Genomic DNA, 24,383 nt, shown 5'->3' with positions numbered 1-24,383 from the left:
CCGCGTGGTGGCGGGTGGGCTAGAAGCGCTGGGCAAGACGACCTCCGAAGAATCCTTGGGGGCGGACCATCAACGTGGCGAACAGGGCGACGTAGAAGACCGTCTGGGCCCAGGTGGTGCCGAGCGGGATCTGCAGCAGGGCCTGGGAGACGCCGAGGATCATCGCGGCGATCGCGGCGCCCGGGATGCTGCCGAGGCCGCCGATCACGATGATCGCCATCAGCGGGCCGATCCAGTTCCAGTGCAGCGACGGGTAGATGGTGGAGTCGAGCGCGAGCGCCGTCCCGCCGACCGCCGCGGTCGCCAGGCCGAGCCCGAAGCCGAGGCCGGCCACCCGGTCGGTCTTGATGCCGAGCAGCTGCGCGGCCTCCGGGTGCTGGATGGTGGCGCGCAGCGCCTGGCCGAACCGGGTGCGGGTCATCAGCAGGAACAGGGCGAGCAGCGAGACCGCGGCCAGCCCGAACGAGACCATCTTGACCACGGCGATCTGGGCGCCGAGGAACTCGACGCTCGAGGAGGAGTACCCGAGCTGGATGCGTCGCTGGGTGCCGCTGAACACGTAGCCGAGCGCGCCCTCGATCGTCAGCGCGATCGCAAAGGTCAGCAGCACCGACATCATCGTCAGCGTCGCCGGTCGCAACCGCGCCAGCAGCAACCGCTGCATGCCGACGCCGACGACGAAGAACAGCGGCACGGTGACCACCAGGGTCAGCAGCGGGTCGATGCCGGTCTCGCGGTTGAACCACCAGGCGAGGTAGGCGGCGAGGATGAGGAACGCCGAGTGGGCGATCATCACCACGCGCATGACGCCGAAGTACAGCGTCAGGCCTGCGGCGAGCAGGGCGTAGAGGCCTCCGAGCAGGATCCCGAGGATCAGGCTCTGGAGCAGGAGCGGACCGGACATCCGCGCGTCACCAGGCCGGCTTGGCGGGGATGAACTCGGCCTCGGCCTGGTCCTCGGGCAGGACGATGCGGATCTTGCCGTCGACGTACTGCTGGATCAGGTGCGCGCTCTCGGGGCGGCCCTCCTCGTCCCAGCTGAGCGGGCCGACGACGGTGTCGACGGTCGCGTCGCGCAGGAAGTCGATCAGCTTCTGCTGGCACTCCGCCGAGGGGTCGGCGCACTCGGCGTCCTCGACCGCCGCGGCCACGACCTCGCCGGTGGTCCAGGCGTTGGCCTCGTCCTCGGCCGGCGGGTTGCCGTGGAGCTCGGTGTAGTACTCGACGAACTCCTGGTTCTCGGGGTAGGTCGCGTCGGGCGTGTAGCCGGTCGGCGACAGGATCCCCTCGGTCTTGTCGCCGATGGCCGCCGGGAACTCCGGGTTGGTCGGCGCCGTGGAGAACGCCGCCATCTTCGGCTGGAAGTCCAGCTGCTGCAGGGCGACGATGAGGTTGACGGCGTCCTGGTACTGGGTGCCCCCCACGACGAGGTCGGCGTCGGAGTCGGCGACCTGGGCCGCGATGCTGCTGAAGTCGGTGGTGTTGGGCGGGTAGACCTCGTCGGCCACCGTGCGCACGCCGCCGGCCTCCAGCTTCTCCTTCAGCCCGTACGCCGTGCCCTGCGCGAAGGGGTCGTCCATCGAGGCGTACGCCGCGGTCTTGGGCCGCTGGTCCTCGGGCATCGCGAGGATCTTGTCGGCGAGCAGGTTGTAGTGGTCGTCGGCCACGGCGGGCGCGGCGTAGAAGAGGTTGTCGAAGCCCTGCTCGAAGACCTCGTCGGCCGCGCCGGCCGGCTCGACGAAGAGGAAGCCGTAGTCCTTGGCCACCTGGGCGGCGGGGACCACGAGCCGCGTCGAGAATGGACCGAAGACCAGGTCGACCTTGTCCTGGTTGATGAGCTTCTCGTAGTCGGACGCGACGCGGTCGGCGCTGGACTGGTCGTCGAGGATCTCGAGCCGGACCTGCTTGCCGAGCAGGCCGCCGGTCTCGTTGACGTGGGAGGCCCAGGCCTCGTAGCCGCGCTGCACCCCCTTGCCCGGCTCGCTGAAGTCGCCGGTGAGCGGCAGGGAGATGCCGATGACGATCTCGTCCTCGGAGCCCTCCGAACCGTTGTCGGAGCTGAGCCCGCAGGCGCCGAGCGGGGTGAGCAGCACCAGGCCGGCGAGGGTGGCGAGCGCGCGCCGGGAGGGGCGCGGCGTTGCGGATGCAGTCATCGGGAAGTCCTTCACTGTGCCGTGGAACCGGATGCGACGAGACATTTGTAAGCGCTTACGTAAGCGGTTACAGTGACGCTACACACAGTGGATCGGCTGTGGCAAGGGTCACTTTCCGCCGGTCGTGACCGACAGGAGTCGTCATGGGACAGCCGGGCACCCGTCCCCGCCTCATCGACGTGGCCAACACCGCGGGGGTCTCCATCGCCACGGCGTCGCGTGCCCTGGCCGGCACCAACGGCGTCAGCCCGCGGGTCGCCGACCGGGTGCGCGAGGCCGCCGCCGAGCTGGGCTACGTGACCAACATGCACGCCCGGTCCCTGGCGGGCGGCACCTCCCGCAGCATCGGCCTGGTGGTCCACGAGATCGGCGACCCCTACTTCTCCGAGATCGCCAGCGGCGTCCTGCAGGTCGCGACCGAGGAGGGCCTCACGGTCCAGATCTGCCACACCGGTCGCGACGTGCGCACCGAGCTCGAGCAGGTCCGCGGACTCGTCGCCAACCGGGTCGGGGCGATCCTGGTCGCCGGCTCGGGCTTCGTCGACCCCGACGTCGAGGCGCCCGTGCGGCTCGAGCTGGAGCAGTACGCGCAGGCCGGCGGACGGGTCGCCCTCATCGGTCGCCACCACCTCCGGGCCGACGCGGTGATGCCCGACAACCGCGACGGGGGACGGCTGATCGCCGAGCACGTGCTGGGGCTGGGGCACCGTCGGATCTGCGTCGTCGCCGGCTCCCGCACCCTCACCACCGTGGCCGACCGGATCGCCGGCATCCACGACGCGCTCGACGCCGCGGGCGTGCCGCGCGACGCCGTGCCGGTGCTCGAGGACGAGTTCACCCGGCACGGGGGACGCGCCTGCATGCGGCGCGTCCTCGACGACCACCCCCGCACCACCGCCGTGGTGGCGCTCAACGACGACATGGCGATCGGCATCCTCGCCGAGGCGCGCCACGCCGGCGTCCCGGTGCCGAGCGCGATGTCGGTGACCGGGTTCGACGACGTGGCCGTCGCGGAGTACCTCGCACCCGGCCTGACCACGATCGCCCTGCCGATGGCCGAGATGGGCGCCAAGGCGCTGCAGCTGGCCCTGAAGGAGCCGGGACAGCGCGTACGCCGCCAGCGGATGCCGGCCACGCTGGTCCGGCGCGGGTCGACCGGACCGGCTCCTGCGGCGCGACCCGCATGAGGGTCGTGCTCGCCAGCGACAAGTTCAAGGGCTCGCTGACAGCCGCCGAGGTGGCCGACGCCCTCGACCGCGGCCTCCACCGCGGTCGACCCGACCTCAGCACGACCCGGGTGCCGGTCGCCGACGGCGGCGACGGCACCCTGGTCGCCTGCGCCGCGGCCGGCTTCGACCTGGTCCCCGTCGAGGTGACCGGACCGACCGGCGAGCGCGTCGCCACCGCCTACGCGCGGCGCGGCGACCTCGCGGTGGTCGAGCTGGCGGACGCCTCCGGGCTGGCACGGCTCGGGTCCGGACCCGCTCCCCTGACCGCCTCCACCGTGGGGACCGGGGAGGTGCTGGCCGCCGCCGTCGCCGACGGGTGCCGCGAGGTGGTGCTGGGTCTCGGCGGCAGCGCCTCGACCGACGGCGGGCTCGGCCTGGTGGTCGGGCTCGGCGCCACCGTGCGCGACGACCGGGGAGCCGTGGTCCCTCCCGACGCGCGGGGCCTGGCGACGGCGGCGTCCGTCGACCTGGCCGCGGTGCGCACCCTGCTCGAGGGGGTGCGGGTCACCCTGGCCTCCGACGTCGACAACCCGCTGCTCGGACCCTCCGGGGCGGCCGCGGTCTACGCCCCCCAGAAGGGCGCGTCGGCCGCCGACGTGACGCTGCTCGAGGGCTCGCTGACCCGCTGGGCCGACCTGGTCGCCGACACGACCGGCGCCGACCTGCGCGACGCCCCGGGCGCGGGTGCCGCCGGGGGTGCGGGTCTCGCCGCCCTCGCGCTGCTCGGTGCGCAGCGCCGGTCGGGCATCGAGGTGGTGCTCGAACTGGTCGGCTTCGACGACGCCGTCGACGGGGCCGCCCTGGTCGTCACCGGCGAGGGGTCGCTCGACGCCCAGAGCCTGCACGGCAAGGCACCGCTCGGGGTCGCCCGCCGTGCCGGCGCTGCCGGGGTCCCGGTGGTGGCGGTCTGCGGTCGCACGTCCCTGTCCCCCGCCGAGGTCCGGCGAGCGGGGTTCGCCCGGGCGTGGGCCCTCACCGACCTCGAGCCCGTCGCGGTCTGCCTCTCCGACGCGGCGCGGCTGCTGGCCGACGTCGGCGCGGAGGTGGCCGGCTGGGGCACCCGCCGGCCTGCGCGACGCCGGTGAGCCGGCGGTCGTCCACAGGCCGAGGGCGACCGGTTTGTCCCCAGGGCGCCGCCGAGCAGGGCTGGTGCATGACCACCATCACCCACGGCCACCTGACCCTGTCCGTCCCCTCGACCTGGCGGCGCCGCTCGCGCCCGCACCTCGGTGTCGTCGTCGCCGCCCGGGCACCGTCGCTGCCGGCCAGCGGCGTCCGGCCCGAGCTCACGATGCGCACCGTGGCCCTCGACGAGGACGACGGCGACGCGGCGGCATGGCGGCGGCGGGCGCTGGCCGAGCTCGGCGGGCTGCTCCACGACTTCGCGCTCGAGGACGACGACACCTACGACCACGGCGGCCCCGGCGGCCCGGAGGTGCGCTACCACCGGTTCGCCCACCGGGTCGGCACGGCCGACGTGCTCTGCGACCAGTGGGCCTGGGTCGTCGGCGGAGCGACCCCGTGGGGCGTCACCCTGACGTGCTCGGCTGCGCGGGTCGACTACCCCGACTACTGCGACCTGTTCGAGGCGGTGGCGGCGAGCGTCGAGCTCGCCACTCCCGCGGCGACTCGCCTCGCCGGCGCGTGAAGGCCGCACTCAGGGCGAACGGCGAACCGTAGCCCACCCGTCGCGCCACCGAGGCGACCGTCGCCGACGGCTCGAGGAGCAGGTCGGCGGCGAGCTCGAGACGCCACTCGGTGAGGAACGCCATCGGCGGCTGACCCACCTGCTCGTGGAAGCGGCGGGCGAAGGCCGCCCGCGAGACGCCCGTCGTCGTCGCCAGCCCGGCCACGGTCCACGGGTGCTCGGGGTGCTGCTGCATCAGCCGCAGCGCCGGGCCGACGACCGGGTCGGCCTGCGCCGACCACCACCCGGGCGGCACCGCACCTGGGCGGTCGAACCACGCCCGCAGCACCGCGATCAGCAGCAGGTCGAGCAGCCGGTCGAGGACCGCCTGCTGGCCCGGCGCCTCGCGCACCATCTCGACCGCGAGCAGGTCGACCAGGGGTCCCTCGAGCTCGGCCGCGCGCACCACCACCACCACGGGGAGCGCCCGCAGCAGGCGACCGCCGACCTCGCCGTCGACGGCGTACGCCCCGGTGAGCAGCACGGTCTCGCCGACGGCGGCGTTGCCCCAGCTGCGCACGCCCTGGTGCATCTCCTCGTGCAGCTCGCGGCCGTCGGGGGCGCGGCACACCTGGCCGGGGTGGATCTCCACCTGGACCGGCGTGGCCGGGTCGTCGGCGATCACGGCGTACGGCGTGCCGGGCGCGCCGCGCAGGACCGCGAGGTCGCCCGGCCCGAGGCGGACCGGCTCGGCGTCGGCCGGCAGCAGCCAGGCGTGGCCGCGCACCACCGCGGTGACCGACAGCGGCGCGTCGTCGCGCAGGGCGACCGACCAGGGCGGGTCGAGCAGGCAGCGCAGCAGGAAGGCGCCGCGTGCGCGGGGTCCGTCGAGCAGGGCGGCGAGGTCGTCCACCCGACCACGGTAGACGCTGACGCATGCGCGCGCGACCATGCGCCATGGATCGTCTCGTCGTTCCGGGGTGGAGTGGGTGCCATGATCGACGCACTCGAACCCTTCCGGACTCCCCTCCTCCTCGGCGCGCTGGTCGCCGGCGGTCTGCAGGCCGGCACCTACTTCACCTGGGCCAGCGGCGTGATGCCCGGCCTGGCCCGCGCCGACGACCGGGTGTTCGTGCACGCGATGCAGGAGATGAACGTCGCCATCGTCAACCCGGTCTTCCTGGCCACCTTCGTCGGCGCACCGCTGCTCGCGGGCCTCGCCGTGGCCGGGGCGACGGGCTCGGCCCGCCCGTGGGCCGTCGCCGCCCTGGTGCTCGCCGCCTCGACGGTGGTGACGACCGTGGCGCGCAACATCCCGCTCAACGACGCCCTCGCCGCGGTCGACCCCGCCGCCGGCAGGGCCACGCTCACCGCCGCCCGCGACGCCTTCGAGGGCCCGTGGGTGCGGTGGAACGTCGTCCGCGCGGTCACCTCGACCGCCTCCCTCGCCTGCCTCGGGGTCGCCCTCTCCCGGTGACCCGATGAGTCGGCCGGGTGCTGGCAGTCTGAGTGGCATGCGCAGCGACGTCGACCCCGCCACCTTCCACCGCGAGATCGCGGGCGGCTTCACCGCCCGCGTCGACGGCGCCAGCCCCGGGACCTGGGACGCCCCGGCACCGGTCGAGGGCTGGACCGCCCGCGACGTCGTCCGGCACCTGGTCGAGTGGTTCCCCGCGTTCCTCGAGTCGGGCGCCGGGATCACCCTGCCGGCCGGGCCGTCGGTCGACGTCGACCCGGTCGCGGCGTGGCGGGTGCACGCCGACGGCGTCCAGGCCCTGCTCGACGACCCCGCCACCGCCGACCGGGTGCTCAGCAACCCGCACCTCGGCGACGTGCCGGTGCCCCGGGCGGTCTCGCAGTTCTACACGGCCGACGTCTTCATGCACACCTGGGACCTCGCCCGCGCCACCGGCCAGCCCGCCGACCTCGACCCCGAGCTCGCGTCCGAGCTGCTCGCCGGCATGGAGCCGATCGAGGACCTGCTCCGCTCCAGTGGCCAGTACGGCCCGCGCGTCGAGGTCCCGGCCGACGCCGACCCCGTCACCCGCCTGATGGGGTTCATCGGCCGCGACCCGTCGTGGGGTTCGCCGGCCGCGGGATAGTCCCGCCGTCGTCGGGCCGCCCGTCAGGCCCGGCGCGTCACCCGGACCCGGGCCCCGAGGCGAGGGACGGAGGTGATGTTGCGGACCCGCGGCTCGTCATCGCCGACGGTGGTGACGTCGTGGGCGGCGAAGACCTCGCGGAGCACCGCGACGCCCTCCATCTGCGCGAAGCCGGCGCCGATGCAGCGGCGGACGCCGCCGCCGAAGGGGATCCAGGTGTTGGTGGGCGGGTTCTGCCCGAGGAAGCGCTCGGGGCGGAACGCGTCGGCGTCGGCGTGGTGGTCGTCGCGCCCGTGGGTGACGATGATCGAGGGCCCGACGGTGACGCCGGCCGGGAGGTCGCGGCCGGCGACGGTGGCCGGCTCCATCAGCGTGCGCACCACCATCGGGATGACGGGGTGGAGCCGCATCGACTCCTTCATCACCGCGTCGAGCCAGGCGTCGTCGCCGTCGCGGACCGCCTGCACGGTGCGGGCGTGCAGGTCGGGGTGCCGGCCGAGCTCGTGGAGGGCCCACGCCAGGGCGGTGGCGGTGGTCTCGTGACCGGCGAGCAGGAGGGTGACGAGCTGGTCGCGCAGCTCGGTGTCGCTGAGCCGGTCGTCGCTGTCCGCCGACCCCGCGTCGTCCGGCTCGGTGCCGACCCGGACCAGCCGCGAGAGGACGTCGGTGCGCTCGGCGAGGTCGGGGGCCTCGCGGCGCTCGCGGATCTCGGCGTACATCAGCCGGTCGAGCTCGTACTGGTTGTCGACGGTGCGCTTCCACGTGCCGTACCGCTGCAGCCGCGGGTAGCCCCAGCCGAGCAGCACGATCGGTGAGATGTCGACGGTGGCGTTGACGCGGGGCCGCAGCTGCCGCAGCCGCTCCTCGTCACTGACGCCGAAGACGACCCGCAGGATCACCTCGAGGGTCAGCGCGTTCATCCGGTCGAGCGAGCGGAACGTCGCGCCGTCGGGCCAGTGCGCGACCTCGTCGCGGGCGAGGTCGCTGACGAGGTCGGCGTAGCCCTTGAGCGCCTGGCCGTTGAACGCCGGCATGATCAGCTTGCGGGCGCGCTTGTGCTCGGCGCCGTCCTGCAGGAGCAGGGAGTGCAGGCCCATCACGGGCCCGAGGATCGAGTTGCCCTTGCCGGCGTGGAAGACCTCGGGGTCCCCGGCGAAGACCTCCTTGGTGTGCTCGGGTCGCGTCACCAGCACCAGCGGGCGTCCTCCGGGGATGAGCCGGACGGTGAAGGTGTCGCCGTAGGTGCGGTGCAGGTAGGGGTGGAACCAGTGCCGGAACCGCACCAGCGCGACCGTCTGCACCAGGGCCGGCCACCGCGGGCCGGGCGGCAGGTCGGCGTCGCGCGGAGGGGACGGCGTGCTGCCCCCGACCGGGTTCGTCTGCCGGAACCGCTGGCGGGTCAGGGCGGCGACGTCGTCGAGCGCGGACACGCCCCCACCCTACGTTTCGTGCAGCGTGTACGCGATCAGTCGAGCAGGCCGGTACGCCGGGCGATCGCCGCGGCCTCGGTGCGCCCGGAGGCGTCGAGCTTGCCGAGGATGTTGGACACGTGCACCGAGACCGTCTTGGCGCTGATGAAGAGCAGCCGGGCGATCTCGCCGTTGCTGCGCCCGTCGGCGACGTGGGTGAGGATCTCGCGCTCGCGCGCGGTCAGCGCGACCGTGGCGGCCGGTCGGGCGGCCGGCGCGGAGCCGAGCGTCCGCAGCTCGTCGAGCAGCGGCTGGGCCCCCAGCCGGTGGGCGCTCTCGCGGGCCAGGTCGCCGAGCACGCGGGCCCCGGCCAGGTCACCGGTCGCGCGCAGGATCCCGGCCAGCCTGGTGCGCACGACGGCCAGCTCGTGCACGTGCCCGAAGTCCTCGAACAACGCCTCGGCCTCGCGCCAGGTCTCGACCAGCACGTCGAGCGGCGGCGCGTCGACGCCGGCCTGCCAGCGCGCGCGCAGCGTCTCGGCGTCGAGCCGCTTGACCCACGCCCGTCCCTCGGGTCCCCAGTGGCCCGACGGGTCGGTGTAGCGGTCGAGCACGACGTGGCCGTCGGTGTGGAGGCGGTCGACGTCCTTGAGGAAGGTCTCGCGCTCGGCGGCGCTGCGGTGGGCCATCGCGTCGGCGAGCACCCCGATCGCGACGGCGGCGAGGCGGATGCGGGCGCTGAACCACCCGTGCCAGATGCGGGAGAGCACCGTCACCGCCTCGTCGTAGGACGCCACGGCACCGCCCGGCTCGCCCTTGCGCCCGGCGGCGACCATCTCGAGCGGGGCCGCGTGGATCGCCACGGCGCCCTCGCGACGCCAGAACGGACGCAGCCCGGTGGCCCGCGCAGCGACGTCCTCGCCGCGGTGCTGGAGGATCTGCAGCCGCATCGAGGTGAGCAGTGCCCGCGGGATGGGGGGCGGGAACGGCCCCTCGACGACGAACAGGTCGAGGGCGCGGTCCCACTCACCGCGCACCAGGTGCACCCACGAGAGCTGCCAGCGCGCCTCGAACCCGTACGGCGCCCACGGCAGCCCCGCGGCCGTGGCCCGCTCGATGCCCGAGGAGAACCAGTGCTCGGCCTCGTCGAACTCGGCCCAGTCCTCGTAGGAGCGGCCGAGCAGGAAGCGGGCGCGCAGCTCGGCGTGGATCGCGTCGGACTCGGCGGCCCGGTCGACGGCCTCGGCCAGCGCGGCTCGCAGGGCCTCCTTGGGCCCGGTCTTCTTCAGCCCCGACAGCGTGGTCACCGCGTCGCTGGCCAGCTCGTGCAGGTCGAGCCGCTCGGCCAGCTCGAGCGCGTCGAGACCGACCTGCTCGGCGTCGTCGTAGCGGCCGTAGGCGGCCAGGATGCGGGCGTGGGTGGCCAGCACCCGGGCCCGCAGCCCGCTCTCGCCCGGCGGCACCAGCGCGACGGCCTCCTGCGAGACCACGATCGGGTCGGTCTCGGCGTCGAGCTCGGTGATGTAGAGCGCGGCCGCCTGGGCGCTGAGCATCCGGGCGCGCCAGGTGTCGCTGGTGTCGGCGGGCAGCCGCTCCAGCTGCTCGTCGATGACCGCGATCGCGCGCTCGGGGTCGCCGGAGGCCACCAGCGCATCGGCCGCGCGGACCACGAGCTTGGACAGGTCGATCCCGTGGTCGCCGAGGTCGCCGCGGTCGAGGTCGCCGCTGAGGATCTCCAGTGCCTGCTGGTAGTGGTACGCCGCCTCACCGGGTCCGCCGACCGCGGCCGCCTCGTTGCCGGCGCGGACGCTGGCCTGCAGCGCGGTGGTGCGGTCGAGCGCGAGCCGGGCGTGGCGGGCGAGCTCGGCGGCGGTGCCGCGGGCGGTCCCGTCGCGCAGGGCGGCGACGTAGCGGGCGTGCAGGCGGGCGCGCTCGCCGGGCAGCAGGTCGTCGTACACGGCCTCGCCGAGGAGTGCGTGCCGGAAGGCGTAGCTGCCGCGGCCGGCGACCAGGACGTTCATCTCGACCGCACCGCGCAGCCCGGCGTCGAGGGCGTCGCCGGCCAGGCCCGACGTCGCCTCCAGCAGCTCGTGGGTGACGCGCCGGCCGCTGGCGCTGGCGGTGCGCACCACCTGGCGGGCGTCGTCGTCGAGCCGGTCGAGGCGCACCAGCAGGACGTCGGCCAGGTCGGCCGGCACGAACGTGCCGGGCTCGGCGGCGGCGCTGACGAGCTCCTCGACGAAGAACGCGTTGCCCTCGGCCCGGGCGACCACGCCGGCGAGCTCGGTCTCCGGCAGCCCACCGGGCACGAGCTGATGGACCAACGAGCGCACGTCGTCGTCGTCGAGCGGTGACAGGTTGACGCGCTCGACGCCGCGCAGCCGCGACCACTCGGCGACCTGGCGGCGGAGCGGGTGGCGGCGGTGCAGGTCGTCGGAGCGGTAGGACGCCGCGATGGCGAACCCGCCGGCGTCGACGCGGGAGAGCAGGAAGCTGAGCATGTCGCGGGTGGACCGGTCGGCCCAGTGGGTGTCCTCGATGACCAGGAGCAGCGGCGCCCGCTGCGCGGCGGCCTCGAGGACGGCCAGCATCGCGCGGAACAGGTCGGCGCGGTCGAGCGCGGAGGCCTCGGCGTCGACCGGGTCGGACTCGGCCATCTGGCGGCGCACGGGCTGCAGCCGGGCCAGGGCCGGGTGGGCGGCGGCGGTCTCGGCGACCACCTCGGGCTGCTCGGTGGCGAGCCGGCCGAGCATCTCGGAGAAGGGCAGGTAGGGCAGGGCGCTGTCGCCGAAGTCGAGGCAGTGGCCGGCGTAGACCTGCCAGCCCTCGTCGACGGCGACGTCGCGCAGGGCGCGGAGCAGCCGGGTCTTGCCGACGCCCGCGTCACCCGAGAGCAGCACGTCGACCAGCCTGTCGGCCGGTCGGGACGGACGAACGCCGAGCGACGAAGCGATCTCCGTCAGCTCGGCGTCTCGTCCGACCATGGTGCTGGACTGGATGGCCACGGGCCCCATTCTGTGCCTGCCAGCCGCCGGCGCGTCAGCGGACGCGCCTGGTCTCGCTCTCCGACCCCCCGATGAAGGGGATCCGGACTCCGTCGGCGGAGCGCCGGCGGCGGCGCGGGCTGATCGCGCGGGTGACCCGCTCGCGTCGGTAGTCGGTCTCGGCCTGGATGATCATGCGGTCCCACATGGCGGTGCTCCTCGCTACCTCAGCGACCGACCTGGTGCCGGCGTCGTAGGAAGAGACTCGCTTCCTGAGGTAGGCGGCCACATCGGGCAACCGCCCTAGGTGTGGCGACGGGCTACCTCAGACCGGGGTGACGGCGCTCACCGGGCGGCCCCCGAGCCAGGTGCCGGCCACCAGCGGCACCCCCGGCCGGTAGGCCAGGTGCCGGTGGCTGGGGGCGTCGAGGACGACGAGGTCGGCGCGGCTGCCGACCGTGAGCCGGCCGACGTCGTCGCGGTCGAGCGCGGCCGCGCCGCCCGCGGTGGCCGCGTGCAGGGCCTCCGCCGGGGTCATCCCCATCTCGCGCACGGCCAGCGCGATGCAGAACGGCAGCGAGGAGGTGTACGACGAGCCGGGGTTGCAGTCGCTGGCGATCGCCACCCGCACGCCGGCGTCGAGGAGCCGGCGGGCGTCGGGGTAGGGCTGGCGGGTCGAGAACTCCACACCGGGTAGCAGCGTCGCGACGGTGCCGGAGTCGGCCAGCGCCGCCACGTCGGCGTCGTCGAGGTGGGTGCAGTGGTCGACGGCGACGAGTCCGAGCTCGCACGCCAGCCGCACACCGGGGCCGGGGCCGAGCTGGTTGGCGTGCAGCCGGCCGCGGAGCCCCGCGGCGCTGCCGGCGGCGAGCACCGCCCGCGCCTGGTCGGCGTCGAACGCGCCGCGCTCGCAGAACGCGTCGATCCAGGACGCGTACGGCGCAGCCGCGGCGAGCATCGGCCCGGTCACGAGGTCGACGTACGCCGCCGGGTCGTCGGCGTGCTCGGCCGGCACGACGTGCGCGCCGAGGAACGTGGTCTCGTCGGTGAACTGGCGGGCCACCGCGAGGCCGCGGGCCTCGTCGTGCACGGTCAGCCCGTAGCCGCTCTTGGTCTCGAACGTCGTCGTGCCCTGGCGCCGCATCTCCGCGACCAGCCGGGCGACGTGGGCGGTGAGCTGCTCGTCGGTCGCGGCCCGGGTGGCGGCGACGGTGGTGCGGATCCCGCCCGCGGCGTACGGCGTGCCGGCCATCCGCGCCTCGAACTCGGCCGCGCGGTCGCCGGCGAAGACCAGGTGGGCGTGGGAGTCGACGAACCCCGGGATGACGGCACGCCCGCCGACGTCGACCGCGACGTCGGCGGCGGGCGCCGCGTGCGCGGGTCCGGTCCAGGCGACGGCTCCGCCCTCCACGACGAGCGCGGCGTGCTCGACCAGGCCGAGCAGGTCGGGGGCCTGCGGGTCGAGGGTGGAGAGCTCGGCGATGCCGGTGATCAGGGTGCTGGCCACGACGTCCTCCACAGTGCTCCGATCGCGTCGTCGAGCTCGCGCCCGATCTCCTCGTCGTCCGCGGACGTGTAGACGACCGTGCCGCTCACCACCACCTGGACGACGTCGGCCGCGGTGGCGGCGAAGACCGCCGTGTGCTCGTCGGCACCGGTGCCGGCGGTGCGTGGGGAGGACGTGTCGAGGGTGACGAGGTCGGCCAGGCGGCCGACCTCGATCGCGCCGGCGTCGTCGATCCCGAGCACGTCGTGGGCGGTGCCGACCGCGAGCAGCTCGACGGCGCTCCAGTGCCCGCGCCGCTGGGTCGCGAGCCGCTCGTCGAGCTCGACGGCGCGGAGCTCCTCGAACGGGTCGACCACCGCGTGGCTGTCGCTGCCGATGCTCACCCGGCAACCGGCGTCGTGGAGGCGGCGTACGGGCCCGATGCCGTCGGCGAGGTCGCGCTCGGTGGTGGGGGTGACGCACACGTGGGTGCCGGTGCCGCCGAGCAGCGCGACGTCGTCGTCGGTGAGGTGGGTGGCGTGCACGACCGTGGTGCCCGGCCCGAGCAGGCCCTCGTCGTGCAGTAGCCGGGTGGGGGTGACGCCGTACGCCGCCAGGCAGGCCTCGTTCTCGGCGACCTGCTCGGAGAGGTGGACGTGCAGGGGCGCCCGCCCGCGGAAGACGTGGAGCTGGTCGCGGGGCACCGCCCGCACGGAGTGGATCGCAGCGGGTCCGCCGCCGGCGCGCTCGGCCCACCGCGCGGCCGTGCCGTCGCTGTAGCGCACCTGCACGCCCTCCGGCGGCGCCCCGAACCCGCTGCTGAGGTAGCAGGCGTCGAGCAGGACGAGCCGGAGGCCGGCCTCCTCCGCGGCCTGCCGCAGCGCGGCCCCCATCTCGTCGACGTCGTACGGCGTGCCGTCGGGGCGGTGGTGCAGGTAGTGGAACTCCCCCACGCTCGTGTAGCCCGCCGCGACCATCTCGCGGTAGGCGGCCCGCGCGAGCCGGAGGTAGCCGTCGGGCTCGAGGCGCTCGGCGACGGCGTACATCTGCTCGCGCCAGGTCCAGAACGTGCCGCTCCCCCGCTGGGTGCGCCCCCGCAGGGCGCGGTGGAACGCGTGGCTGTGGGCGTTGGCGAGGCCGGGGAGGGTGAGGCCGGGGAGGCGCGTGGGGCTGGTGCAGGATTCCCCGGTCCACCGGGGAATCCCGCGCTCCGGGGCCGAAGCTTCGCCCCCGAACCGCCAGCTCTCCCCCCGAACCCCCGCCTCGACGCGGGTGAAGCGGCCATCCGCGACCTCGACGAGCACGTCGTCGCGGACGGCACCGTCGACCCAAGCGCGCTCGAGCAGGTACGCCGTCACCGGCCCGGCTCCGCCACGGTGAGCCGCTCGAGCGACGTCGCCAGCGCCTCGACGCCGGCCAGGCAGTCGGGCACCTCGGCGTGCTCGGCGGGCGAGTGGGAGACGCCGGTCGGGTTGCGCACGAAGAGCATCGCGCTGCGGATGCCCCGGCCGCTCAGCACCCCGGCGTCGTGGCCGGCCGCGGTCGGCAGCACCGGCCAGTCGCCGCCGGCGTGGCCGCGGGCCAGCCCCGTGGCGAGCTCGTCGTCGAAGAAGACCGCGGGTGAGACCGACTCGGCGGTGACCCGCACCGACGTGCCGTCGCGCCCGGCGCGCTCGCCGGCCTGCCGCTCGATGACGGCGACCAGGTCGGTCACCGCCTCCTCGGTGTCGCCGCGCGCGTCGAGCCAGGCCGTGACCCGCGACGCGACGGCGTTGGTGCCGTTGGGCGTGACCTCGAGGCGGCCGAACGTCGCGCGCTGCCCGGCCAGGCGCGCCTGCTTGGCCGCGGCCAGCGCGGTCATCGCGTAGGTCAACATCGGGTCGGCGCGGTCCTCCATGCGGGTCGTGCCGGCGTGGTTGGCCTCGCCCTCGAAGTCGAAGCGCCAGCGCCCGTGCGGCCAGATCCCGCTCGCCACGCCCACCGCCGCGCCGCGGTCGACGAGGTCACGGCCCTGCTCCACGTGCAGCTCGACGTACGTCGCCACCTCGTCGAGCAGCGTCGAGCCGGCACCGGCCCCGTCGCCGGTGTCGGTGTCGTCGACGGACGGGCCCTCGACCACGTCGCCGAGCGCCACCCCGTCGCGGTCGCGCAGCTCACGGGCGACGTCCCACGACACCGCCCCGCTCGCCAGCCGCGAGCCGAGGCAGGCCTGGCCGAACCTCGACCCCTCCTCCTCGACGAAGACCGCGACCCCGAGCGCGCGCAGCGGGACGACGCCGCGCTCCCGCAGTCGGTCGACGGCCGCCAGCGCGGAGACGACGCCGAGCGGGCCGTCGTAAGCGCCGCCGTCGAGGACCGAGTCGAGGTGGCTGCCGGTGAGCACCGGCGCCACCCCCGCGTCGTGCGGCGGGTCCCACCAGGCCACCTGGTTGCCGAAGCGGTCGGTCTCGAGCCGCAGGCCCCGCGCCGCGGCCTGCTCGGCGAACCACGCGGCGAGCTCACGCTCGGCGGCACCGAAGGGCTGGCGGAAGTAGCCGCCCGACGTCGCCGACCGGCCGACCGGCGCCAGGTCGGCCCACATCCGCTCGAAGTCGTCGGGCACGCTGCCTCCCTAGGATCGCCGGATGGAGTTCCAGGACGTCGTCCGACGCCGCCGGATGGTCCGCAGCTACGCCGACCGTCCGGTCGACCCTGCCATCATCGACCGCGCGCTCGCCAACGCGACCCGCGCCCCGAGCGCCGGGTTCAGCCAGGGGTGGGCGTTCGTCGTCCTCGACGCCCCCGACCAGACCGAGCGCTTCTGGCGGGCGAGCAGCGACGACGTCGACACCCCCGGGCCGTGGCTGGCCGGCATGATGCGCGCCCCGGTGGTGGTGCTGCCGTGCAGCAGCAAGGCCGCCTACCTCGACCGCTACGCCGAGCCGGACAAGGGCTGGACCGACCGCGACGAGACCCGCTGGTCGATGCCGTTCTGGCACCTCGACGCCGCGATGGCGAGCCTGCTCATCCTGCAGACCGTCACCGACGCCGGGCTCGGCGCCTGCTTCTTCGGCGTCGTCCCCGAGCGCGAGCACGCCGTCCGCGCGGCGTTCGCGATCCCCGACAGCCACGACCCGATCGGGGTCATCACCATCGGCCACCCCGCCGAGGGCGGCGCACAGGGCTCACCCGCGCGCCGCCGTCGTACGCCGTGGCAGGAGGTCGTCCACCGCGGCGGCTGGGCTGGATCGCCTTCCTAGACTGGCTGCGAGGTGAGGCCGATGAGCGAGCACGTACGACGACCGTCCGACCCCGACCGCGAGCGCGACGACCGCACCGGGCAAGCGGCCGCCGCGGCACGCATCCAGCACCAGGGCCGGTGGGTCGAGGAGCAGCTGCGGGTCGCGATGGCCCGCGGCGACTTCGACGACCTGCCCGGCGCCGGCAAGCCGATCGAGGGCCTCGGCGAGAGCCACGACCCCGACTGGTGGCTCAAGAAGCTGGTCGAGCGCGAGCGGATCGCCGTCCTCCCGTTCACCCTGCAGCTGCGCAAGGAGGACGCCGAGCTCGACGACCAGCTCGACGAGATCGCGTTCGAGGCCGAGGTACGCCGGGTCGTCACCGACTTCAACGAACGCGTCGTCGCCGCGCGCTACCGGGCCCCCGAGGGGCCACCGCTGATCACCATGCCGCGCGACGTCGAGGAGACCGTCGCCGCGTGGGCCGAGCGACGGGCCGCCCGACGCGCCGCCCGGATCGCGGCAGCCGCGCCGGCGGAGCAGCCCCGCCGCCGGTGGTGGCAGCGCCGCCGCTGAGCTTTTCCGCTGACCCGTCGCACCGATGCGACGGGTCACCGCGATCTCCACGCTGACCCGTCGTACATGTACGACGGGTCGGCGTCGGTGGGAGGAGAGATCGGTCATACCCCGGCGTGGTGAACGACTGCTAACTTCCGCGGCATGCCCGCATCCCAGAGCGCCAAGGACTTCTTCCGCCCGCTCGCGGTCGGCGCGCCCGCGCCGCTGACCTCGATCCCGTTCCGGCCGAGCCGGGCGATCCACTTCTTCGACCCGAGCAACGCCAAGATGGCGGCGAAGATCCCGACGATGGTCGGCACGGTCGACGTCCTGCTCGGCAACCTCGAGGACGCCGTCAAGGCCGACAACAAGGTCGCCGCCCGCGAGGGCCTGGTGCGGATCGGGCAGGACACCGACGGCCTCGGGCACGGCGGGCCCACCCAGCTCTGGACGCGGATCAACAGCCTCGACAGCCCGTGGGCGCTGGACGACCTGACCACGCTGGTGCCGGCCATCGGCGAGAAGCTCGACGTGATCATGGTGCCCAAGGTGCAGGGCGCCGAGGACATCCACTACGTCGACCGGCTGCTCGCCCAGCTCGAGGCCAAGGCCGGGCTCGACCGGCCGATCCTGGTGCACGCGATCCTCGAGACCGCGCGCGGGGTCGCCAACGTAGAGGAGATCTGCGGCGCGTCGCCGCGGATGCAGGGCCTCTCCCTCGGCCCCGCCGACCTCGCCGCCGACCGTCGGATGAAGACCACCCGCGTCGGCGGCGGCCACCCCGGCTACCTGGTGCGCCAGGACCCGCCGGTCGACGACCTCGGCGTGCCGCAGTACGACGCCGCGCGCACGACGTACCAGCAGGACCTGTGGCACTACACGATCGCGCGGATGGTCGACGCGTGCGCGATGCACGGCATCTACCCCTACTACGGGCCGTTCGGCGACATCACCGACGTCACCGCCTGCGAGGACCAGTTCCGCAACGCCTTCCTGCTCGGCTGCGTCGGCACCTGGAGCCTGCACCCCAAGCAGATCGCCATCGCCAACCGGGTCTTCGCGCCCAGCGTCGAGGACATCGCCCACGCCCGTCGGGTCGTCGCGGCCATGGGCGACGGGACCGGCGCGGTGATGATCGACGGCAAGATGGAGGACGACGCCTCGCTCAAGCAGTGCCTGGTGATGGTCGAGCTCGCCGAGCAGCTGGCCGCGATCGACCCCGACCTCAAGGCCGCCTACGACGCGATCGAGGTGCAGGTGTGACCGACGACTTCACGCCCCTGCGCTCGGTGCTCTACATGCCGGGCTCCAACGAGCGCGCGCTCGAGAAGGCCAAGTCCATCCCGTGCGACGCGCTGATCCTCGACCTCGAGGACGCGGTCGCCCCCGACGCCAAGCCGGCCGCCCGCGAGGCGGCGTGCGCCGCGGCCGCCTCGGGCGACTACGGGCGCCGTACGGTCACGATCCGGGTCAACGGCATCGGCACCGCGTGGCACGACGCCGACCTCGCCGCCGCCGCGGCCGCGGGTCCCGCCGCGGTCGTGGTACCCAAGGTCGGCAGCGCCGAGGAGGTGCACCGGCTCGTCGCGGCGCTGGAGCAGGCCGGCGCCCCCGACCACACGAGCCTCTGGGCGATGATCGAGACGCCGGTGGCGATCCTCGACGCCCTGTCGATCGCCCGTGCCTCCGAGCGGCTCACGACGCTGGTGATGGGCACCAACGACCTCGTCAAGGAGCTGTACGCCGAGCACGTGCCCGGCCGCGCCCCGATCCTCCCGTCGCTGCACACCGCCCTGCTCGCCGCGCGTGCCGCCGGGATCGCGATCGTCGACGGCGTCTACAACGACGTCAAGGACACCGAGGGCTTCCTCGCCGAGTGCGACCAGGGCCGTCAGCTCGGCTTCGACGGCAAGACCCTCATCCACCCGGGCCAGGTCGAGGGCGCCAACACCGCCTTCGCCCCCTCCGCGCAGGCCGTCGAGGACGCCCGGGGGCTCATCCAGGCCTGGGAGGACGGCCGGGGCTCCGGCGTCGTCACGTTCAACGGCCGGATGGTGGAGAACCTGCACGTCGAGTCCGCCCGGCGGACGCTGGCGATCGCCGACGCGGTGGCGGCGCTCGAGGGCTGAGGGTCGGCGGCGGCGCCGGCGGCGGGATGGCGGCGGCGATGTAACTCACCGTTCGGTGCACTTACCCGCCCATCTACGGGCGGGGAAGTGCTGCGGACGGTGAGTTACATCCGACCCACCCCGACCCGCCCCCTCACCCCCCGAACGCCCGCCGCCCGACCAGCTCCAGCGTCGCCTCGGGCGTGAGCGGGTGGAACGGGCCACCGCGGACGTCGCGGTAGGCGCGCTCGAGCGGGGAGGCGCGGAAGAACGCCGCGCCGCCAGCCGCCTCGAGGGCCTCGTCGACCACGGCCCGGGCGGCGACCACCGCCTCGCGCTTGGCGGTCATCAGGGTCTCCAGGGTCGCCTCGTCGGCGGCGAGGTCCTCGCCGGTCTCCGCCAGCGCCCCGAGCAGCGCCCAGTGCGCGACCCGGAGCCGGTGGCGCATCTCGCCCACCTGTCGCTGCGCGGCGGGCGCGACCGACGGGCGCGCCGAGAGCAGGCGGACCGCCTCGTCGCAGGCACCCCGGGCCACCCCGAGGTACGCCGCCCCGACGAGCGGCGCGAAGTGCACCGCCGCCACGAGCAGGGGACCGGACAGCGTGCCGTAGGGCCGTCGGCCGACGACCTTGTCGGCCGGCACGAACACGTCCTGGAGGACCAGGTCGTGGCTGGCGGTGCCACGCATGCCGAGGGTGTCCCAGGTCTCCACGACGCTCACGCCGGGCGCCGACAGCGGGACGCCGGCGTGCAGGACCACCGCGTCGGGCCCGGGGTCGCCCAGCACGGCGCAGGTCGAGACCACCGAGGCGACCGGGGCCTGGGAGCAGAAGACCTTGCGGCCGGTGAAGTGGAAGCCGCCCTCGACCTCGGTGGCGACGGTGGTCGGCGAGACCCAGTCCGAGCCGCCGCTGGTCGCCATCACCAGCCGGTCGTGGGCGACCTTGCCGAGCACGCCGGCGGCGTCGGGGGCGCCGCGCCGGTGACGCCAGCACTGCACGAACGTGAGGTAGAGGTGCATCGTCGAGGACAGGGCCGCGGCGCCCGACCAACGGCCGAGCTCCTCCTGCGCCAGGACGACCTGCCGCAGGGTGGCGCCGCCGCCACCCAGCTCGGGCGGCACCGGGAGCCGGAGGTAGCCGGCGGCGTGCATGGCGTCGTACGCCTCGGTGACGAAGGTGGCGTCGCGGTCGTGCGCGGCGTCGTGGCGGGCCGCGACCTCGCCGACGGAGGCAGCGAGGGCGACGACGTCGGCGTCGGTGACGCCGGTGCGGGGTGGGGTGTCGATGACGGTCATGCGTCGAGGGTGCGGCGATCCGCGTCGCCCGGATAGTTCACAAACTGAACCGGCGGACGCACCATGGACGGATGTCGCGCTACGGCCAGTACTGCCCGATCACCCGGGCGTTGGAGATCCTGGGTGACCGGTGGACCCTGCTCATCGTGCGCGACCTGATCGTCGGCGCCACCCGGTTCAACGAGCTCAGCCGCGGGCTGCCGGGCATGTCGCGCGCGATCCTCTCCAAGCGTCTCGACCACCTCCAGCGCCACGGCCTGGTCGAGCACACCGACGACGCCTACCGCCCCACCCCGGCCTGCCTCGAGCTGCACCCCGTCGTGTTCGGGCTCGCCGAGTGGGGCGCGCGCTGGGCGTTCGGCGAGCCGCGCGCCGACGAGCTCGACCCCACGGTGCTGATGTGGTGGATCCGCGGCGGCATCGACCCCACGCCGTTCGCGACCCCACGCACCACGCTGCACGTGCACCTGCCCGACGGACGCCGCACCCGCTTCTGGCTGGTGATCCAGCCGCACGACGTCTCGCTGTGCTTCACCGACCCCGGCTACGACGTCGACGTGACCCTCGAGGCGTCGCTGGCGACGCTCTACATGGTCTGGGAGGGCGTGATCGAGCTGGGTGCGGCCGTGCGCGACGGCCTGGTCACGCTGCACGGCCGCCGCGACGTGCTGCTGCGGCTGCCCGAGGCGCTGCTGCTCTCGCCGGTCGCGCCCGCCGTACGCCGGGCCGCGCTGGCGCCGTAGCCGACCCGCCGACGCTCAGCCCCAGAGCTCGCGCAGCTCGTCGACGTGCGCGGCGGCCTGGTAGCGCCCGGCGCGCGCCGACGGCGGCCGGGCCGCGGGGTCGAGGACGTTCTTGCCGATGGCCATCCGCGAGACGCCGTCGGGGGTGATCACGACGTGCTGCACGCCGAGCTCGCGCAGCTGCTGGGCGGCGCTGCGCACCGGGCCGAACCCGCGGTCGAGCGGCGAGAGGACGACGACCGGGTCGAAGCCGGCGGCCAGGTCGGCGTTGGCGCCCGAGCGGACCCCGCCGTCGACCAGGGTGCGCCCACCGATCGGGATCGGCGGGTAGACGCACGGCACCGAGCACGAGGCGTTGACGGCGTCCTCGAGCGAGACCTCCGGGACGTCGCCGCGCGGGCCGAACGTCGCCAGCTCGCCGGTGTGCGCGTCGACGGCGGTCACGACGAGGTCGCGGTCGGTCCACTCCAGGCCGCCGATCCGCTGGGCGACCTGCTGGTAGCGCTCGGCGACCGTCGGCACCTTGCCGCGCGCGGCCTGCGCCATCGCCTGCCGGCCCAGGAGCCGGCCGAACCGCTCGACGTCGCCGCGGGAACGGACCGCGGACGCGGCGAAGCGCAGCGCCACCGACGGACCGACCGAGGCCGGGGGTGCGGTGTCGCCGAGCTCGGCGGGCGGGAGCAGCTGACGGCGGTAGAGCTCGTCGAGCGGGATGCCGGACGTGACCTGGGCACCCACGATCGACCCGGCCGACGTGCCGACGACGCGGTCGGCGGTGGTCAGGTCGACCCCCGCCTCGGCCAGGCCCGCCAGGAGCCCGGTCTCCCACGCGATCCCGGTGATGCCGCCGCCGCCCAGGACCAGTGCTCGCCTCGTCACCGGGCCAGTGTGCCGGAGTGGTGGGTCGGTCGTGGTTTCGAGACGGTTGCCAGCGCAACCTCCTCAACCACCGGTGACCCACGCTGGTCGAGCCGGGCGAGCGCCAGCGAGCCCGAGTCGAGACCTCTCCCCCACGCTGGTCGAGCCGGGCGAGCGCCAGCGAGCCCGAGTCGAGACCCGGCGAGGTGCCCACCCTGCGGGGGTCTCGACTCGCAGAGACTTCGTCCCCGCGGCTCGACCACCGTCGGACCCACGCTGGTCGAGCCGGGCGAGCGCCAGCGAGCCCGAGTCGAGACCCGGCGCGATGCCCACCCTGCGGGGGTCTCGACTCGCGGAGACGTCGTCCCCGCGGCTCGACCACCGTCGGCGAGCGGCCGTCGTACGGCGCCGCGCTAGCGTCGAGGCATGAGCCGTATCGCGATCGTCGGTGGCCACGGCCACGTCGCCCTCCAGCTGCACCCGCTCCTGCGCGAGGCCGGGCACACCCCCGTCGCCCTGGTACGCCGGGAGTCCTACCGCGGCGAGCTGGAGACCCTCGGCGCGGAGGTGCGCCTCCTCGACATCGAGAACGCGACCGTCGACGACGTCGCCGCGGCGTTCGAGGGCTGCGACGCCGTGGTCTTCGCCGCCGGCGGCGGCGCCGACGGCAACATCGAGCGCAAGCGCACCGTCGACCTCGGTGGCGCGGTGCTGTCGATCCAGGCCGCGCAGCAGCGCGGCATCCGCCGCTTCGTGCAGGTCTCGGCGTGGGGCGTCGACGAGCCGCTGCCCGACGATGTCAGCCCGGCGTGGCGCGCCTACGTCGAGGCCAAGGCCGGCGCCGACGCGGCCCTGCGCGAGAGCGGCCTCGACTGGACGATCGTGCGCCCGGGCCGGCTCACCCACGACCCCGCCGCCGGCCGGGTGCTCCTCGGCACCGAGGAGGAGGTCCCGCACGACGACCCGGCCCGGTCGAGCGACCCCGACAACGCCAACGGTGACGTCACCCGCGCCGACGTGGCCGCGGTCGTGGCCGCGGTGCTCGACGCCGACCACACGATCGGCGTGCAGACCGTGGTGGTCGGCGGTGACGTGCCGGTCGCCGAGGCGGTCGCGGCGCTGCGCCCGGCCGGCTAGGACCCGCGGCCTAGATCGGGCGCAGCTCGTCGGCGTAGGACACCGAGAAGCGGCGCATCACGCCGCTGTCGGAGATCGCGTACTGGCCCATCCGCCACAGCGGCGGCGAGTAGGCGTGGATCGACACCGACCCGTCGACCGCGCCGCCCATCCGGTGGATGTGGTCGGGCCCGAACGCGATCGTGCGGCCCTCGCGGACCGTCTTGACCACCGGCGTGCCGCCGAGCCGCGGGCGGCTCTCGGTGACCGCGCCGCGGGTCACCGCGACCGCACCCGAGGACGTGTCGTGGTCGTGCCACCCCGTGTCGTCCTCGAGGTTCCAGCACAGCAGCCAGACGTCGACGTCGGCGTCGCGGTAGAGCGAGACGTAGTGGCGGCCCTCGGCGTCGTGGCGCACGTGGCGCTCCCAGAGGTCGGGGCGCGCCGCGAGCTCGCGGACCCAGGTGCGCAGCTCGCGCGACGTCAGCTCGCGCCCGGGCAGGGCGGGCAGGTCGTCGGCGTCGAGGACGCACGCCGCAGGGGAAGGTACGGCTGCCGTGGTCATCGGGCTCCTCCGTTCAGCAGGTGGTGGGGGTTGGAGACGAACAGGGCGTGGGAGAAGGCCTCCCCCAGCCCGGGGTCGCGCGGTACGGCGTGGGGCCGGTCGGAGCCGTGCACGATCGGGTCGACGCCGACGACGCGCACCACCGCGTCGACGGCGCGCTGGCCGTAGGACGAGGTGTCGTAGTAGACGTGCCGGTCGACGGCACCGAAGGTGCCGCCCCGCGCAGCGAGCCGCTCATGGTGCAGCGGCGCCAGGCCGGCGAGCGCCACGAACGCGACGCGCAGGTCGGGCAGCAGCGACCGCCCGGCCACGTGCCAGGCGAACCACGCGGCCGTCAGCTGGGCGGTGTACGACGTCAGCGCCGGCCACCACCCGGGCACGTCGTCCGCGGCGGCGGGGGCCGGGCCCGGGTGCACCAGCACCGGCCGGTCGGCGGCCTCGACGACCGCCAGCACCGGCGCCAGCCGCTCCAGCGCGGCGGGGTCGAGCAGCGCGGTGGCGGGGACCTGCAGCCCGCACACCGTCGGGGCCGCGAGCAGGCGTCGCAGGTCGTCGAGGTCGGGCTCGACGACGTTGACCGCGGCCCACAACCCGTGCCCGGGTCCGACCTCGAGGGCCAGCGCGTGCCAGGCGTCCAGCAGCGGCGCCGCCTCCTCGGGCGGCAGCGACTCGATGCCCAGCGGGCTCGAGAGCGAGAGCAGCGTCAGGTCGATGTCGTCGCCGGCGTCGATGGCGCGCCGCTCGGCCAGGACGTGGTCGGCGGGCACCAGCGCACTGTCGGGCTCCCCGTCGAGGAGCAGCCGGTCGCCGACGATGCGGGGGCCGCGTGACCGGCGCCGCAGCGCCTCGACGAGCGCGTCCGGCCACACGTGCTGGTGGACGTCGACGCGGGGCATACTGGAGACTATAACTCTATCGAGTTAGTTCGGT

24 protein-coding genes are annotated in these 24,383 nt (G+C 74.7%); 11 read left to right on the top strand and 13 right to left on the bottom strand.

All coding sequences use genetic code 11. The features are described 5' to 3' along the window. Positions 1–19: 19 nt before the first annotated feature. Positions 20–904 carry a branched-chain amino acid ABC transporter permease gene (locus AC4MBH_RS01195; RefSeq protein WP_491792500.1) on the bottom strand — a complete coding sequence of 295 codons (885 nt, stop codon included), beginning with the start codon at positions 902–904 and terminating at the stop codon, positions 20–22. Positions 905–911: 7 nt separating this feature from the next. Then, the gene (locus AC4MBH_RS01190; protein WP_491792499.1) at positions 912–2,153 is read right to left on the bottom strand and encodes an amino acid ABC transporter substrate-binding protein; all 1,242 of its coding nucleotides are present in this window, start codon (positions 2,151–2,153) and stop codon (positions 912–914) included. Between the two features lie 143 nt (positions 2,154–2,296). On the opposite strand from AC4MBH_RS01190, the gene AC4MBH_RS01185 reads away from it, so the two are divergent. From AC4MBH_RS01185 to AC4MBH_RS01175, 3 genes are all read left to right on the top strand, one after another. Further along, positions 2,297–3,340: a LacI family DNA-binding transcriptional regulator gene (locus tag AC4MBH_RS01185; RefSeq protein WP_491792498.1), complete on the top strand. Its 1,044-nt coding sequence runs from the start codon at positions 2,297–2,299 to the stop codon at positions 3,338–3,340. Next, a complete protein-coding gene (locus AC4MBH_RS01180; RefSeq protein WP_491792497.1) occupies positions 3,337–4,467 on the top strand; it encodes a glycerate kinase in 1,131 nt (376 codons plus the stop codon). Before AC4MBH_RS01185 ends, AC4MBH_RS01180 begins: the two co-directional genes overlap by 4 nt. Positions 4,468–4,535: 68 nt before the next feature. After that, the gene (locus AC4MBH_RS01175) at positions 4,536–5,030 is read left to right on the top strand and encodes a hypothetical protein (protein ID WP_491792496.1); all 495 of its coding nucleotides are present in this window, start codon (positions 4,536–4,538) and stop codon (positions 5,028–5,030) included. Here the strand turns inward: AC4MBH_RS01175 and AC4MBH_RS01170 are convergent. Further along, positions 4,912–5,922 carry an AraC family transcriptional regulator gene (locus AC4MBH_RS01170; RefSeq protein ID WP_491792495.1) on the bottom strand — a complete coding sequence of 337 codons (1,011 nt, stop codon included), beginning with the start codon at positions 5,920–5,922 and terminating at the stop codon, positions 4,912–4,914. The genes AC4MBH_RS01175 and AC4MBH_RS01170 overlap by 119 nt on opposite strands. A gap of 81 nt (positions 5,923–6,003) precedes the next feature. On the opposite strand from AC4MBH_RS01170, the gene AC4MBH_RS01165 reads away from it, so the two are divergent. Together AC4MBH_RS01165 and AC4MBH_RS01160 are read left to right on the top strand one after the other, a co-directional pair. Next, positions 6,004–6,486 (top strand): anthrone oxygenase family protein, encoded by a 483-nt coding sequence (locus tag AC4MBH_RS01165; protein ID WP_491792494.1) that lies wholly within the window; start codon positions 6,004–6,006, stop codon positions 6,484–6,486. A gap of 37 nt (positions 6,487–6,523) precedes the next feature. Further along, positions 6,524–7,111 carry a TIGR03086 family metal-binding protein gene (locus AC4MBH_RS01160; protein ID WP_491792493.1) on the top strand — a complete coding sequence of 196 codons (588 nt, stop codon included), beginning with the start codon at positions 6,524–6,526 and terminating at the stop codon, positions 7,109–7,111. 23 nt (positions 7,112–7,134) lie between these two features. Here the strand turns inward: AC4MBH_RS01160 and AC4MBH_RS01155 are convergent, their stop codons facing one another. The 6 genes from AC4MBH_RS01155 to AC4MBH_RS01130 all read right to left on the bottom strand — a co-directional run bounded on the left by AC4MBH_RS01155 (position 7,135) and on the right by AC4MBH_RS01130 (position 15,592). Then, positions 7,135–8,541 carry a cytochrome P450 gene (locus AC4MBH_RS01155; RefSeq protein ID WP_491792492.1) on the bottom strand — a complete coding sequence of 469 codons (1,407 nt, stop codon included), beginning with the start codon at positions 8,539–8,541 and terminating at the stop codon, positions 7,135–7,137. A 35-nt stretch (positions 8,542–8,576) separates the two neighbouring features. Beyond that, positions 8,577–11,525, bottom strand: a complete 2,949-nt coding sequence (locus tag AC4MBH_RS01150; RefSeq protein WP_491792491.1) for a helix-turn-helix transcriptional regulator — start codon at positions 11,523–11,525, stop codon at positions 8,577–8,579. A 34-nt stretch (positions 11,526–11,559) separates the two neighbouring features. After that, on the bottom strand, positions 11,560–11,712 hold the full coding sequence (locus AC4MBH_RS01145) for a hypothetical protein (RefSeq protein ID WP_491792490.1): 153 nt from the start codon (positions 11,710–11,712) through the stop codon (positions 11,560–11,562). A 117-nt stretch (positions 11,713–11,829) separates the two neighbouring features. Continuing rightward, a complete protein-coding gene (gene hutI / locus AC4MBH_RS01140; protein WP_491792489.1) occupies positions 11,830–13,011 on the bottom strand; it encodes an imidazolonepropionase in 1,182 nt (393 codons plus the stop codon). Beyond that, a complete protein-coding gene (locus tag AC4MBH_RS01135) occupies positions 12,996–14,348 on the bottom strand; it encodes a formimidoylglutamate deiminase (protein WP_491792488.1) in 1,353 nt (450 codons plus the stop codon). The genes hutI and AC4MBH_RS01135 overlap by 16 nt, the downstream gene beginning before the upstream one ends. After that, positions 14,345–15,592 (bottom strand): allantoate amidohydrolase, encoded by a 1,248-nt coding sequence (locus AC4MBH_RS01130; protein ID WP_491792487.1) that lies wholly within the window; start codon positions 15,590–15,592, stop codon positions 14,345–14,347. The genes AC4MBH_RS01135 and AC4MBH_RS01130 overlap by 4 nt, the downstream gene beginning before the upstream one ends. A gap of 22 nt (positions 15,593–15,614) precedes the next feature. Here AC4MBH_RS01130 and AC4MBH_RS01125 point away from each other — a divergent pair, with 22 nt between their 5' ends. From AC4MBH_RS01125 to AC4MBH_RS01110, 4 genes are all read left to right on the top strand, one after another. Beyond that, positions 15,615–16,229 carry a nitroreductase family protein gene (locus tag AC4MBH_RS01125; RefSeq protein ID WP_491792486.1) on the top strand — a complete coding sequence of 205 codons (615 nt, stop codon included), beginning with the start codon at positions 15,615–15,617 and terminating at the stop codon, positions 16,227–16,229. Between the two features lie 21 nt (positions 16,230–16,250). After that, on the top strand, positions 16,251–16,784 hold the full coding sequence (locus AC4MBH_RS01120) for a DnaJ family domain-containing protein (protein ID WP_491792485.1): 534 nt from the start codon (positions 16,251–16,253) through the stop codon (positions 16,782–16,784). Positions 16,785–16,928: 144 nt separating this feature from the next. Then, complete coding sequence (locus AC4MBH_RS01115) at positions 16,929–18,029, top strand: HpcH/HpaI aldolase/citrate lyase family protein (RefSeq protein WP_491792484.1); 1,101 nt, start codon at positions 16,929–16,931, stop codon at positions 18,027–18,029. Then, positions 18,026–18,895, top strand: coding sequence for an HpcH/HpaI aldolase/citrate lyase family protein (locus AC4MBH_RS01110; protein ID WP_491792483.1), 870 nt, complete (start codon positions 18,026–18,028; stop codon positions 18,893–18,895). The genes AC4MBH_RS01115 and AC4MBH_RS01110 overlap by 4 nt, the downstream gene beginning before the upstream one ends. Before the next feature lie 133 nt (positions 18,896–19,028). Here the strand turns inward: AC4MBH_RS01110 and AC4MBH_RS01105 are convergent, their stop codons facing one another. Beyond that, on the bottom strand, positions 19,029–20,171 hold the full coding sequence (locus tag AC4MBH_RS01105) for an acyl-CoA dehydrogenase family protein (RefSeq protein WP_491792482.1): 1,143 nt from the start codon (positions 20,169–20,171) through the stop codon (positions 19,029–19,031). A gap of 71 nt (positions 20,172–20,242) precedes the next feature. On the opposite strand from AC4MBH_RS01105, the gene AC4MBH_RS01100 reads away from it, so the two are divergent. Beyond that, the gene (locus AC4MBH_RS01100; protein WP_491792481.1) at positions 20,243–20,914 is read left to right on the top strand and encodes a winged helix-turn-helix transcriptional regulator; all 672 of its coding nucleotides are present in this window, start codon (positions 20,243–20,245) and stop codon (positions 20,912–20,914) included. A gap of 15 nt (positions 20,915–20,929) precedes the next feature. Here the strand turns inward: AC4MBH_RS01100 and AC4MBH_RS01095 are convergent, their stop codons facing one another. Beyond that, positions 20,930–21,793 carry a patatin-like phospholipase family protein gene (locus AC4MBH_RS01095; protein WP_491792480.1) on the bottom strand — a complete coding sequence of 288 codons (864 nt, stop codon included), beginning with the start codon at positions 21,791–21,793 and terminating at the stop codon, positions 20,930–20,932. Positions 21,794–22,198: 405 nt separating this feature from the next. Here AC4MBH_RS01095 and AC4MBH_RS01090 point away from each other — a divergent pair, with 405 nt between their 5' ends. Then, on the top strand, positions 22,199–22,909 hold the full coding sequence (locus tag AC4MBH_RS01090) for an SDR family oxidoreductase (protein ID WP_491792479.1): 711 nt from the start codon (positions 22,199–22,201) through the stop codon (positions 22,907–22,909). Between the two features lie 10 nt (positions 22,910–22,919). On the opposite strand, the gene AC4MBH_RS01085 is transcribed toward AC4MBH_RS01090, so the two are convergent. Further along, on the bottom strand, positions 22,920–23,453 hold the full coding sequence (locus AC4MBH_RS01085; protein ID WP_491792478.1) for a cysteine dioxygenase: 534 nt from the start codon (positions 23,451–23,453) through the stop codon (positions 22,920–22,922). Further along, the gene (locus AC4MBH_RS01080) at positions 23,450–24,349 is read right to left on the bottom strand and encodes an amidohydrolase family protein (RefSeq protein ID WP_491792477.1); all 900 of its coding nucleotides are present in this window, start codon (positions 24,347–24,349) and stop codon (positions 23,450–23,452) included. The genes AC4MBH_RS01085 and AC4MBH_RS01080 overlap by 4 nt, the downstream gene beginning before the upstream one ends. Between the last annotated feature and the right edge of the window lie 34 nt (positions 24,350–24,383).

It is taken from the genome of Nocardioides sp. WJ219 (assembly GCF_058559815.1).
Note: the sequence above shows the minus strand (reverse complement) of the source record. Positions and strands in the feature narration are given on the sequence as shown.

What these genes read in the sequence shown, in the direction of transcription:
- AC4MBH_RS01195 (WP_491792500.1), bottom strand. Translation starts at nt 904, where the DNA reads ATGTCCGGTCCGCTCCTGCTCCAGAGCCTGATCCTCGGGATCCTGCTC.
- AC4MBH_RS01190 (WP_491792499.1), bottom strand. Translation starts at nt 2,153, where the DNA reads ATGACTGCATCCGCAACGCCGCGCCCCTCCCGGCGCGCGCTCGCCACC.
- AC4MBH_RS01185 (WP_491792498.1), top strand. Translation starts at nt 2,297, where the DNA reads ATGGGACAGCCGGGCACCCGTCCCCGCCTCATCGACGTGGCCAACACC.
- AC4MBH_RS01180 (WP_491792497.1), top strand. Translation starts at nt 3,337, where the DNA reads ATGAGGGTCGTGCTCGCCAGCGACAAGTTCAAGGGCTCGCTGACAGCC.
- AC4MBH_RS01175 (WP_491792496.1), top strand. Translation starts at nt 4,536, where the DNA reads ATGACCACCATCACCCACGGCCACCTGACCCTGTCCGTCCCCTCGACC.
- AC4MBH_RS01165 (WP_491792494.1), top strand. Translation starts at nt 6,004, where the DNA reads ATGATCGACGCACTCGAACCCTTCCGGACTCCCCTCCTCCTCGGCGCG.
- AC4MBH_RS01160 (WP_491792493.1), top strand. Translation starts at nt 6,524, where the DNA reads ATGCGCAGCGACGTCGACCCCGCCACCTTCCACCGCGAGATCGCGGGC.
- AC4MBH_RS01145 (WP_491792490.1), bottom strand. Translation starts at nt 11,712, where the DNA reads ATGTGGGACCGCATGATCATCCAGGCCGAGACCGACTACCGACGCGAG.
- AC4MBH_RS01125 (WP_491792486.1), top strand. Translation starts at nt 15,615, where the DNA reads ATGGAGTTCCAGGACGTCGTCCGACGCCGCCGGATGGTCCGCAGCTAC.
- AC4MBH_RS01120 (WP_491792485.1), top strand. Translation starts at nt 16,251, where the DNA reads ATGAGCGAGCACGTACGACGACCGTCCGACCCCGACCGCGAGCGCGAC.
- AC4MBH_RS01115 (WP_491792484.1), top strand. Translation starts at nt 16,929, where the DNA reads ATGCCCGCATCCCAGAGCGCCAAGGACTTCTTCCGCCCGCTCGCGGTC.
- AC4MBH_RS01105 (WP_491792482.1), bottom strand. Translation starts at nt 20,171, where the DNA reads ATGACCGTCATCGACACCCCACCCCGCACCGGCGTCACCGACGCCGAC.
- AC4MBH_RS01100 (WP_491792481.1), top strand. Translation starts at nt 20,243, where the DNA reads ATGTCGCGCTACGGCCAGTACTGCCCGATCACCCGGGCGTTGGAGATC.
- AC4MBH_RS01090 (WP_491792479.1), top strand. Translation starts at nt 22,199, where the DNA reads ATGAGCCGTATCGCGATCGTCGGTGGCCACGGCCACGTCGCCCTCCAG.
- AC4MBH_RS01085 (WP_491792478.1), bottom strand. Translation starts at nt 23,453, where the DNA reads ATGACCACGGCAGCCGTACCTTCCCCTGCGGCGTGCGTCCTCGACGCC.
- AC4MBH_RS01080 (WP_491792477.1), bottom strand. Translation starts at nt 24,349, where the DNA reads ATGCCCCGCGTCGACGTCCACCAGCACGTGTGGCCGGACGCGCTCGTC.